The sequence below is a fragment of the Gluconobacter oxydans genome (genome assembly GCF_006539685.1).
GTDB lineage: Bacteria > Pseudomonadota > Alphaproteobacteria > Acetobacterales > Acetobacteraceae > Gluconobacter > Gluconobacter oxydans.
Window position 1 is genome coordinate 14,395 of the sequence record NZ_BJNM01000011.1, and the last position, 11,004, is coordinate 25,398.

Annotated in this window: 14 protein-coding genes; 9 read left to right on the forward strand and 5 right to left on the reverse strand. The window is 64.5% G+C overall.

The genetic code is table 11. The annotated features are described in order from the left end of the window. Positions 1–7 precede the first annotated feature (7 nt). From ccmE to GOX01_RS06400, 3 genes are read right to left on the reverse strand one after another with little or no spacing between them, the layout of a single operon-like run. A complete protein-coding gene (gene ccmE / locus GOX01_RS06395; RefSeq protein WP_011253174.1) occupies positions 8–511 on the reverse strand; it encodes a cytochrome c maturation protein CcmE in 504 nt (167 codons plus the stop codon). Beyond that, on the reverse strand, positions 508–675 hold the full coding sequence (locus GOX01_RS12860) for a hypothetical protein (protein ID WP_165919959.1): 168 nt from the start codon (positions 673–675) through the stop codon (positions 508–510). The genes ccmE and GOX01_RS12860 overlap by 4 nt, the downstream gene beginning before the upstream one ends. Next, positions 672–1,433, reverse strand: coding sequence for a heme ABC transporter permease (locus GOX01_RS06400; RefSeq protein ID WP_011253175.1), 762 nt, complete (start codon positions 1,431–1,433; stop codon positions 672–674). Before GOX01_RS06400 ends, GOX01_RS12860 begins: the two co-directional genes overlap by 4 nt. Before the next feature lie 173 nt (positions 1,434–1,606). Between GOX01_RS06400 and GOX01_RS06405 the strand changes: the two genes are divergently transcribed. Continuing rightward, complete coding sequence (locus tag GOX01_RS06405) at positions 1,607–2,023, forward strand: EVE domain-containing protein (protein ID WP_011253176.1); 417 nt, start codon at positions 1,607–1,609, stop codon at positions 2,021–2,023. 6 nt (positions 2,024–2,029) lie between these two features. On the opposite strand, the gene GOX01_RS06410 is transcribed toward GOX01_RS06405, so the two are convergent. Then, positions 2,030–2,563 carry a hypothetical protein gene (locus GOX01_RS06410; RefSeq protein ID WP_011253177.1) on the reverse strand — a complete coding sequence of 178 codons (534 nt, stop codon included), beginning with the start codon at positions 2,561–2,563 and terminating at the stop codon, positions 2,030–2,032. A 141-nt stretch (positions 2,564–2,704) separates the two neighbouring features. Between GOX01_RS06410 and GOX01_RS06415 the strand changes: the two genes are divergently transcribed. Next, positions 2,705–3,544 (forward strand): EcsC family protein, encoded by an 840-nt coding sequence (locus GOX01_RS06415; protein ID WP_011253178.1) that lies wholly within the window; start codon positions 2,705–2,707, stop codon positions 3,542–3,544. Positions 3,545–3,571: 27 nt separating this feature from the next. Continuing rightward, positions 3,572–3,961, forward strand: a complete 390-nt coding sequence (locus tag GOX01_RS06420) for an MAPEG family protein (protein WP_011253179.1) — start codon at positions 3,572–3,574, stop codon at positions 3,959–3,961. On the opposite strand, the gene GOX01_RS06425 is transcribed toward GOX01_RS06420, so the two are convergent. Next, positions 3,948–4,151: a hypothetical protein gene (locus tag GOX01_RS06425; protein WP_034954040.1), complete on the reverse strand. Its 204-nt coding sequence runs from the start codon at positions 4,149–4,151 to the stop codon at positions 3,948–3,950. The genes GOX01_RS06420 and GOX01_RS06425 overlap by 14 nt on opposite strands. 105 nt (positions 4,152–4,256) lie before the next feature. Between GOX01_RS06425 and aat the strand changes: the two genes are divergently transcribed. The 6 genes from aat (at position 4,257) to GOX01_RS06455 (ending at position 10,920) form a co-directional block, all read left to right on the forward strand. Continuing rightward, complete coding sequence (aat, locus tag GOX01_RS06430) at positions 4,257–4,934, forward strand: leucyl/phenylalanyl-tRNA--protein transferase (RefSeq protein WP_024716936.1); 678 nt, start codon at positions 4,257–4,259, stop codon at positions 4,932–4,934. Next, entirely contained in the window at positions 4,931–5,848 is a 918-nt protein-coding gene (locus tag GOX01_RS06435; protein ID WP_011253181.1) for a hypothetical protein, read from the forward strand. The genes aat and GOX01_RS06435 overlap by 4 nt, the downstream gene beginning before the upstream one ends. After that, positions 5,845–6,459 (forward strand): hypothetical protein, encoded by a 615-nt coding sequence (locus tag GOX01_RS06440; protein ID WP_011253182.1) that lies wholly within the window; start codon positions 5,845–5,847, stop codon positions 6,457–6,459. The genes GOX01_RS06435 and GOX01_RS06440 overlap by 4 nt, the downstream gene beginning before the upstream one ends. 166 nt (positions 6,460–6,625) lie before the next feature. Then, a complete protein-coding gene (locus tag GOX01_RS06445; RefSeq protein ID WP_011253183.1) occupies positions 6,626–7,024 on the forward strand; it encodes a hypothetical protein in 399 nt (132 codons plus the stop codon). Positions 7,025–7,087: 63 nt separating this feature from the next. Further along, positions 7,088–7,594 (forward strand): thioredoxin-dependent thiol peroxidase, encoded by a 507-nt coding sequence (gene bcp, locus GOX01_RS06450; protein ID WP_011253184.1) that lies wholly within the window; start codon positions 7,088–7,090, stop codon positions 7,592–7,594. 59 nt (positions 7,595–7,653) lie between these two features. Further along, on the forward strand, positions 7,654–10,920 hold the full coding sequence (locus tag GOX01_RS06455; RefSeq protein WP_131973817.1) for a YhdP family protein: 3,267 nt from the start codon (positions 7,654–7,656) through the stop codon (positions 10,918–10,920). Positions 10,921–11,004 lie beyond the last annotated feature (84 nt).

Genomic DNA, 11,004 nt, shown 5'->3' on the forward strand with positions numbered 1-11,004 from the left:
CAGGCGGTCAGCCCCCTGCTTTCTTTGCGGTCATGGTGTCCCAGCTCGACGCGTCCGGAGCCTTGCCGAAGCGCGGATCCCATTTGCCGGTGCGCTTGAGTTCGTCCGCGACTTCCTTGGGCATGTAGGTCTCGTCATGCTTGGCGAGGACTTCGCTGGCCGTGAAGCCGCCGTCCTTCTGGACGGTGCCGAGGGCGACGACGCTCTGTCCTTCGCGGAACAGGTCGGGGAGGATGCCGGTGTAATGGACCTCGACGGCAGCCTGTCCGTCCGTGACTTCGAAGGCGTTCACGGGGGTGCCGTTCTCGTTGATGCGGTGCAGGCTGCCGGCCATGACCATGCCGCCGAGGCGGATGGTGCGGTCTGGCGAAGGCGGATTGGCTTTCACCTGCGAGGGCGCCATGAAGAAGACGATATTGGACGAGAACGCCCGCAGCGTCAGGGCGGCGGCGGAGCCGACACAGGCCAGACAGGCAATGACGATCCAGAGGCGACGGGTCTTGCGGGTCATGATGCTGACCTTTCACGACGGCGGGCATGGCCCTCAACGACGGCCAGACGGGCCTTGGACTTCCGAAGGCGCAGGGCCGCGCCGACACCGAGGACGAGCGAGCAGCCCAGCGTCAGGGCATAGGATGCCGCGATATAGGGCCAGTGGTTCGGGAGGTGCATCATGCGGCTTGACTGTCCCTGCGGTCGAGGCGCGAACGGGCCAGAAGCTGGCGCGCGCGGCTTTCATGGATGGCGGCGCTGAGCCGGGTGAAGATGACGGCCGCGACACCGAGCGTGAAGCCGATCGTGGTGATCAGCAGCGGCCAGAGCATCATCATGGACATGGTGGGGGCGCCGGTCAGGGTAATGCTGTCGGGCTGATGCAGGGTATTCCACCACTGGACGCTGAACTTGATGATCGGCAGATCGATCACGCCGGCCAGAGCGAGGATCGCGGCGGCGCGTTGGCCACGGGCGGGTTCATCAAAGGCGCGGATCAGGGCGATATGGCCCAGATACAGGAAGAACAGCACCAGCATCGAGGTCAGGCGCGCGTCCCAGACCCACCACGTGCCCCACATGGGCTCACCCCAGAGCGAACCGGTAATCAGGCACAGGGCGGCGGCGCAGGCACCGACCGGGCCGATCTCGATGGCGGCAAGATCCGCCAGCGGATGGCGCCAGACCAGCGAGAGCACGCCGCAGACTGCAAGTCCAAGGTAGCAGGACGAGGCCAGCCAGGCCATCGGGACATGCACATACATGATGCGCACGGTGTCGCCCTGCTGCCAGTCAGCCGGGGCGATGAACAGGCCCCAGATGACGCCGACGGTCAGGAACAGGATGGCGCCGCTGCTCAGCCAGGGCAGGAGCGCATGCGCCAGACGCAGGAACTGCCCCGGATTGGCATAGCGATGGAGCAGGTTGGGGGTAGGGCGCACTGGGACACGGACCTCGGAGATTGGCAACTCGGCGATTGGTTCCCCTTTGAAATAGTCCGAAGCAATCATATTCGGAAGAGGCGCGTTGTCCCATTGTTCCGATCACTGTTATCACGTTTCACGGAATTGAGCGGTAAATGCCTCTGTAAATGCCCTTGGGGCGGGAGTGAAATGTGGCTTTCTGGCTGGTGAAATCGGAACCCGAGGCGTTCTCGTGGGCACAGCAGCTCGATCATGGCGTCGAGCCGTGGACGGGGGTGCGCAACTATCAGGCGCGCAATAACCTCTCGGCCATGAAAAACGGTGATCTGGCGCTTTTTTACCACTCCGTCAGCGAAAAACGCATTGTCGGCGTGGTTGAAGTGGTGCGGGAAGCCTATCCGGACCCGACGGCGGAGGATCCGCGCTGGGTCTGTGTGGATGTGAAGGCGATGGGGGCGTTTGCCCACCCCGTGAGCCTGGCCGACATCAAGGCTGATCCTGCCCTGGCGGAGATGGCGCTGCTGAAACAGTCCCGACTGTCCGTGGCGCCGGTGACGGAGACGGAGTTCCGCCACCTGACGCAGATCGGGGGCTGGACGCGCCCCTGAGGAGGATCAGTGAATGGCGGAGGAGTCGCCGTTCACGAGAATGTTGGTCTGGCCGTTGACCGGGTGTCCGGCGTAGCTCGTGGGAGAGTCTTCATCCTCATAGGGGGACTGGACCGGGGCGTTGAACTTCACCGGCATGCCGAAGATCGAGAAATGGGACGGCAGGTTGTTGGTGCCGTTGGTCTTCTGCTGGGCGTTCGTGCCGGGCATGCCGACCGGGAGATGCGTGCGGACGCGATCACTGTAGCTGGCGAGGGCTGCTTCCGAGTCTTCCACTTCCGTATAACCGTGCGGCGGGGCGGGAGCGCCTTCATCGGGCAGGGCGGATTGCTGGGCCGGAGTCAGGGGCTTGGCGGGAGCGCCGACGATCTGGCCGGCTGTCGGGCCCATCTGCGGAAGATTGGCCGTGCCGTGTGCGGCGCGGTGACGGGTGTGACCCGAGGAAGAAGAGCTGGAGGCGGCATGGGCCGAAAAACCGGCCGGGATGAGGAGGCTGGCTGCCAGCGGAGCAGACAGGATCCAGCGCGATAATACGGTCATTATTGTAATTCTCCTCACCCCGCCGGGGGCGTCCCGGGTAGCGTCACAGAGCCGATATCCCCATGATGGCGCCATGTTAGGATATGAAACCTGCTATCCGGTAAACGGTTTCGGGTCTTACGAACAGGAGTTTTGATCGTCATGACCGCAGTGAATGACACGCAGCTTCCAACCAGCGAATTCGCCTCGATGGCGCTGGACGGGGATTCCCTTGCCCAGCTTCAGTCGGTTCTCGAAAAGGTGGAACAGGGCCGCGGGGTTCTCGTGCGTCTTGCAGACCTGATGGGGGGTGCGGTCGGGCAGGCTACGCGACTCGGTATGCAGGGACTCGGCCTGGCGCCGGCGGTGCAAGAAAAATTCCACAACGCGGCTGAGATCGCCATCGAGCGGGCGTTCAAAGTCGCCATACTGGGGATCGACAACGAGGCTCCCGCCGTCCGTGAACCCTGGCGTGAGAATGTGGGGCAGGCCGCCGTGGCCGTTTCGGGCGCGCTGGGTGGTTTCGGCGGGATCTTCGGTCTGGCGCCGGATGTGGGCTTCACGACGCTGACCATCATGCGCGAGATCGCACGCATTGCCCGCGAGGAAGGCGAGGACCTGCGTAACGAAGACACGCGCCGGGCCTGTCTGGAAGTCTTTGCGCTGCGCAGCTTCCCCGCACGGCAGAGCGAAGATGAGAGCGAACTCGGATTTTTCTCGGCGCGGGCGCTGCTGCGTGGCCGGCCTATCGTCATGCTGATGGCGGAAGTGGCGTCGCATTACGGAATCGGTCTGTCGCGCAAATTCGCGTTGCAGATGGTGCCGGTGGCAGGTGCACTGTGTGGGGCGTCGCTCAATGCGGCGTTCCTCGCGCATTACCGCGCGCTGGCCCGGGCCCATTTCACGATCCGCCGTCTGGAACGGACCCATGGGCTGGCCGTTAAGGAAGCGGCTGCCGACCTGCGCGCAGGGGGAACGGGCACATCTGAAACATTCTCCTGATTTTCAGGAGCTTCCGGGGAAAAGCCCATGCCGATCGGTCTTGTCTGGCTTGGATGGACACTGGTGCTGGCAGTCGTCCAGCTTTTCCTCACCGCCTCAGCGTGCCGTCAGCAGGACGGTCTGCAATGGGCGAGCAGCAACCGTGACGGTGACCCGCCCCATTACACGGGGATGGCGGCACGGCTGAAGCGGGCGCAGGCCAATCTGGCGGAAACGCTGCCGATCTTTATCGGGGCGGTCCTGCTGAGCTGGGTCTCGGGCCGTTACAGCCCGCTGACGGGCTGGGGTGCGGGGATCTATTTTCTGGCGCGGACACTTTATGTGCCAGCCTACGCGTTTGGCTGGGGGCCGGTGCGCAGTCTGATCTGGGGGATCTCGATGGCCGGCTTGGTCCTGGTGCTGATCAGTCTGCTGTGAAGGACGCTTCGGTCATGGACGGGGGTTCGACGCCTTCGCGCATCATCCACAAATCCACGAGTGCGGAGATGACCAGACAGACGGCGCTGACCTTGGCCAGGGTCATCAGCAGGCCATGCGCTTCGGGCATTGCCAGACGCAGTGCGCCGAGAATGACGAGAATGATGGCATAGACGAAGGCAAGCGGCACTGGCGGTCTCCCTGACGATGGATCACCCTTACCATGCCCGCTGTCGGCACGGCCATGTTTTCCCGTGCCGCCCCGGATCATGACACGAGCAAAGACTGTACCCTCATGGACGACATAACGCCGGATCTTCTGCTGCGGGCCTATGCCTCGGGGATCTTTCCCATGGCGCCTGACGCCGGGAGTATGGAACTCTCATGGTACCTGCCCGAAGAGCGCGGGATCATGCCGCTGACCGGGATGCATGTTCCAAAGAAGCTCATGCGGCTGGTGATGTCCGGCAGAATGACGGTGACGGCGGACCGGGCTTTCGATGAGGTCATGCGGGCCTGCGCGGAGCCTGCGCCGGGGCGGGAGACGACCTGGATCAGCGGCCGCATCCGCGTTCTTTACGGTGCGCTGCACCGGCAGGGAAACGCCCATTCCATCGAGGTCCGGGAAGGCGAAAAGCTGGTGGGCGGCCTGTATGGCGTGTCGCTGCGCGGGGCTTTTTTCGGCGAGAGCATGTTTTCGCGCGAACGTGATGCTTCTAAGGTGGCTCTGGTTCACCTTGTCGCAGGGTTGCGAAAGGGGCGGTTCACGCTGCTGGATACGCAATACACCACACCTCATCTGACGGGGCTTGGCGGTATCGGAATTCCGGCGGCAGATTATCAGTCCCTGCTTCATCAGGCGCTGACCGTGCGCGCGGTCTGGCCTGACGATTTCAGCCTTCAGGCCCTGCGGGAATCCATTGCGTCCCTGCGTGTGCCTGCCGGGCGCACGCCTGCCGGAGATCCGCCATGACTGTTTTCACGCGCCCCGCCCTCCTGTCTGCCGCGCCATTGGGGTTGCTGGCCGTCGGGCTGTGTCTGGTGACGCCGGCCCGGGCGGAGGATCATCCCCGCCTGACGCCGACGCGCGATGTCACGGTTGTTTATGAACTCACCACGTCATCCGCGCCGCCCAAGGCTGGGCCCAATACCGTCAAGGTGGCGTTTTCGGGGGCGGGCGATCTGCTGCGGATTGATTCGCAGGACGGCAATGGCGTCACGATTCTCGACCGGCCGGGGCAGCAGGTGACGCTCGTGATGATGAAGCAGCAGGTCTATACGCGCCTGCATCCCAGCCACGGGCTGCATAATCCGTTCATGCTTGATCTGGACATGCAGTACACGCCGGCGGGGCATGAAACCGTGGCGGGCGTGGCCTGTGAGCGCTGGGACATCCAGAGCAGCCATGGCAAGGCCAGTGCCTGCGTGACGGAAGACGGCGTCATTCTGGCTGAGAATGGCGTGGACGCGGATGGGGTGGAAGGATCAATCAAGGCGCTTTCGGTGTCCTATCAGGATATTCCGTCCTCGACGTTCGAACCGCCAGCGGGATTCCATATTCTGGAGCCGAAGGCCCGCCCCGCCCATCAGAGCCAGGCGGGAAGTGCGACGCCATCTCCCGTGCCGGAAACGTCAGGCAGCGACACGAAGACGACAATGCCCGAAGCGGCGTCTCCCGAGACGTCCGATTCCGATAATCCCGTGATTGGCAGTCAGGACAGTCCGGCCCCGGCGAAGACAACGCCTGGTCCGGAGGCGCCCTTGCCGGGGCAGTCTTCCCAGCCTGATACGACGCAGCCTTCCGTTTCCAATGATTCTTCGGGGGATGGCTCGGTGTCTGCTCCCGATCAGCCGCCCAGCGGTCCTGCTGATGGAAATCACAAATGAGGCTGACGTTTTGGCCCGGCGCAGGTGGCGCGGCCTGTGTTCTTATGGCGGCTGTATGCGCTTTTCCGGCGAAGGCGGATGTGCCGTCTGTTCCGGCACCCGCGCCGGAACCGGGTTCGGCCCCGCTGGTCACGCCGCTGCATGACGCCGATATCGATTACGTCCTGACCGGTCCGTCCGGGCAGCGTCTGCACCAGCGCATGCGCTGGACGTCCGCGCTGTGGCGGCAGCGGGTCGAGCCGGAAGGGTCCGCAACGGTGATGCTGACGGATTACCGCACGCATACGCTGATGGTGCTGGATGGCACGAACCGCACCGCGACTGTCATGTCCGCGCCGGGCGAGGGGTTTTCCGCGCCCGGAACGCCGGCATCCGGGTCATGGCGCAGGCTGGGGCAGGGCAGGATCGCGGGGGAAGCCTGCACGATCTGGGAAAGCGCGGACAGCGACCGTCACCCGACCACATTCTGTTACACGGATGACGGCCTGATGCTCGGGGCGGTTCATGATGGCAAGCCGGTCGTGGAAGCGGTGTCCGTCAGCCACGCGCCGCAGCCCGTCGAGATTTTCGACCCGCCGCCGGGCTATCACCGCGTCGATCCGGCACACTGAGACCATGGGGTGAGAGCAGGGCAGGGCGCTGTTACAATTTGTCCGCCTCCTGCCATGATTGGCGCCTCTTGCTGCCATTTTCAGCGGGCATGATCTTTCTCATGGACGGAAAAGACCCCTTTCATCCGGGGCTTTCCGGTCCACGTGTTTCGAGGAGAAAGATGCCATGCGTCGCATCACACGTGCAGTTCTTATGGCCGCTCCCCTGCTGATCGGTTCTGCCATCGTCCCGAATGTTCTGGTGCCGCAGGCCCAGGCTCACTGGCATGGCGGCGGTCGCGGTCCTGGTCCCGGTTATGGCGGTCCGCGTGGCGGCTGGCATGGGGGCTACCGCGATCATTCCGGCGCCATTGTGGGCGGGATCCTTGGCGGTCTGGCTCTGGGTGCCGTAGGGGGCGCGCTTCTGGCGCAGCCTTATGCCGCCCCTCCGCCGCCCCCGCCGCAGGTGGTCTATGCGCCGCCGGCAGTCGTTTACGCCCCGCAGCCGCAGGTTGTTTACGGACCGCCGCTTGTTTACGGACCGCCGCCGGGTCCGGCCTATCTGGGGATGTATCGGGGTTACTGATCTCGGCAAACTGAGCGCTTTGTGTCCGCTTTGCCTTGATCGGACCGGAAGGGTGAGGCAATCATGCCCGTCATGACAGCTTCTTCCCCCAGAACGGATCTTCAGCCGGGTGACCGGGCGCCGGACTTCACGCTTTCCGCCTCGGGCGGACGCACGGTCAGCAGTGCGGAGCTGAAGGGGAAGCCCTATCTGCTCTATTTCTATCCGAAGGCCGATACGCCGGGCTGCACCACGCAGGCCTGTGGCCTTCAGGACGTTCTGCCGAAGTTTGAGGTCGCTGGTCTGACCATCATTGGCGTCAGTCCCGATCCGGTGGCGAAAATTGAAAAATTCGCCACCAAATACGGGCTTCAGTTCCCGCTGGCCTCGGATGAGGACCATGCCGTCGCCGAGGCTTACGGAACATGGGTTGAGAAATCAATGTATGGCCGGACCTATATGGGAATGGAGCGCAGCTCCTTCCTGGTGGACGGGCAGGGCATCATCCGGAATGTGTGGCGCAAGGTGAAGTCTGCGACCCATGCGGCCCTGGTGGCTGAAGCGTTCCGGGATCTCTCTTCGGGGGCCTGAGGGCTTCCTCCACAAACTTTTACGAGGGAGACAGGCCGGAAACGCGCCGATGACCGTCTATGGCCGTCCCCGACTTCCCGCGCCCTCCCCGCAGGCGTTTCCGTCCTTTCTGCCCGGGACCACAGTTTCCCCGCCATCTGCATATCGCACGCTGGGCGGCGCTGGTCTGCGTCACGCCCATCGCGCTCGTTGCTGCAGCGGGAAGCGTTTTCCTGTGGGAGCTGGCGCATGGTCCGGTGGACATCACGCGCGTCTCGCATCTCGTGGAGCCTGTTTCCATCGCGGCGGGGAAGCGTCCCGGACATCCGGCCGGCCGTCTGAGCTGGGATACGCTGCGCATCCAGTGGCAGCCTGCGGCGGGCGGCGTTCCCGCCGGGCTGGTGCTGATGGCGCGCGGGCTCAAAGTCACCCGCTTCGATAATCTGATCGCCGAACGTGCCGAAGAGGCCGATGCCGTTCTGTCGCTGAGCGCACTGTTCGAAGGCGTGATCGCCCCCCGGACCCTGCGGCTTGAAAATGCCACGCTGGCCCTGCGCCGTCTGCCCGATGGCGATGTGGACATGGACCTGCCAGAGCAGAAGCGCGGTGGGCGTGGTGTTCCGACACAGCTCGATCGTCTCCGCGCGGTTGATGTTCATAACGTCGCCATTACGCTTGCCGGTCTGCCTCAGGACCGGATCGTCGTGATCGGGCCGGTCGAGATGCAGGCGCGCCGCATCCGGGTGGCGCCGCATTCGCCTGATTTTGTCTGGACGGGAACGGCCCGGACGACGGTCATGCTCGACGGGTTCCGCACGACACTGACGGCGCAGGCCAGGCAGGTCGGGAATACCGGCAGGCTGCATCTGGGTAGCACGCCGTTTGAACCTGCGGCGCTTGGCGTTTTCAGCCCGCTGGCGGTGGACTGGCATGTTCCGGTGTCGGTCGGGGCTGATGCGGTCTTTGTGCCGCATGGCATGGACGAGCAGCCCTCGGAGCTGACGCTGAACCTGTCGCTGGGCGACGGACAGGTTTTCCAGAAAACGGCCGATCCGATTCATCTCCATGCCGGACAGGCGAGCGTGCATCTGCGGATGGATCGCCCGGGTCTGGACGGGGAGGCTACGGTTTCAGTGCCGTCTGCCGGGCTGGATGTGGCGGATAATGCGGGTGCGCTGACGCATGTGCATGCCTCGGCCAGTCTGAGGCTGGACAGTCTGCGCCAGCCAAAGGTGATGGACGGGGACGCCGAAGCCGGGTTGGACGGGGTGCGCTTTGCGACGCTGGGCTCCATCTGGCCGGCCAGCATCATCAAGGGCGGCCGGCGCTGGATTTCCAGGAACATCACCGACGGCACGGGGCGGGATCTTGAGGTCAAAGCCCATCTGCACGGCGATCACGGGCCGGACAGCATCCTGCCGGTCTCGGTTCAGGGGCAGCTGACGGGGCGTGGGCTGACGGTGAACTGGCTGCGGCCGGTTCCGCCCGCGACGGGCCTGGATGCGTCCCTGCATTTCGACGGGCCGGAAACGCTCGTGATTGATCTGAGCCGGGGTGTCCAGCCCACGGGCGTGAAGGAGAATGTGCTTCTTCCGGACGGGGAGATCCGGATTGGCGATCTGTATGCCAAGGATCAGACCGGCGATATTTCCACGCATCTGACGGGGCCTCTGGCGGGGTTCATGTCCGCGCTGGCGCATCCGCGGCTGCATCTTCTGGCGCGGCATCCGCTGCCGTTCACGCATCCGGACGGGATGGTGGATGCGCATGTGCGTCTGACGCTGCCGCTTGTTGCGCATATTCCGGAAGGGGCGCTTCATGTCTGGACGCAGGCCACGTTCTCCGGCGTTCATCTGGGTAATGTGCTGATGGGGCAGCCGGTGGACGGGGCGTCGGGGAAGATGTCCGCGACCGAGGATGGGCTGGACCTGACGGGGGACGGGCGGCTTGCGGGGATTCCCACGCATGTCGTGCTGCATGAGAATTTTCAGGACGGGGCGCCGTCGCGGGTGTTGCAGACGATCGATGCGCGGTCGGTCCTGGACCCGCAGTCCACCGCGAAGGCCCGGATTGCGCCGGGCGGGCTGTTTGACGGGCATGCGGTTCTGAATGCGCATTTCGTGCAGCAGGCCAATGAGATGTCCGATCTGAAGCTGTCGCTGGACATGGCGCAGGCGGCGCTGACGGTGCCGATCTGGGCCAAGCCGATGGGTGAGCCTGCGACGGCCATGGTGCATATCGGGTTCCAGAAAGGGCGGATGTCGGTTCTGGATGGATTGCAGGCGCACGGGACCGGGCTTTCCGTGGCGGGGCGCGGTGTGACCCGTGCGGGCAAGCTGACGGGGATCGTGCTTGAGGGCTTCCGGATCGGCCGGACGGAGGGCGATGCGCGCATTGCCCTGCCGCAGGCCGTGGATCAGCCGATTGGCGTGACGGTCGATGCCGATCCGCTGGATCTGGCGCCGATGTTCGCGCCCCATCCGCCGACGCCACCCGCTGCTTCACCGCGCGGTGGTTCAGGCGAGAAGAGCGTCTCCATGGGGGACAGCTGGTCCATCAGCCTGAATGCGCCGCATGTTTATTATGGCCCCAGGGCGCAGGTTGGCGGTGTCGTCTCGCAGATCGAACTGCGGAACGGGCATTTGGCCTCGGGGCGGTTTGCGCTCGATGCGCCGACAAGGGTCCGGGCGGTTCTGGCCGATACGGGGCGCGAGCATCCGTTCGTGCTGGATATCGATAATCTGGGGACGCTGCTTGAGGGTCTGGGGCTGTATGACCGCATCCGGGGCGGGCAGACGCATCTGGACGGGGTGTTCACGCCGGACGAAACGACCGTGCGGAAGGTGCCGGAAGGGCGGAACACGAAATCGGCCGGGCTGTGGGGCGGGTTGCCGCCGTTCCGCGGGCATGTGGAAATGGGGCCGTCGCAATTCCTGCGGCCGCCTCTGACGCTGACGGCGGTGTCGGACCTGTCCCCGCTGCACTGGCTGACCAATCATCTGGACCGGTTCGAGATCAGTCATCTGGCGACGCGTCTGAGCCTGGCGGGGAACCTGCTGGTGCTGCATGACGGGGTGATCGGCAATCAGGCGCTTGGGGCCACGATGGAAGGGCCGATCGACCTGACGACTTCTAAACTGAACCTGAACGGGACGATCGTCCCGCTGTTCGGGCTCAATGCGCTGCCTGGGCGGCTGCCGGTTCTGGGGCATCTGCTGTCTCCCGAGAAGGGGGGCGGGCTACTGGCGGCGACGTTTGATCTGCATGGGACGGTCGAGAAGCCGGATCTGTCGGTCAATCCGCTGTCGATGCTGTTGCCGGGCGTGATGCGGCGCATCCTTCATTAAGTCGGCGGCCGGGGTTATGCTCCGGTAACGTGAGGCCGGGGATTTTCCTGACCGGCCGGGCTCCCCATATCCGGGGAGCAGACC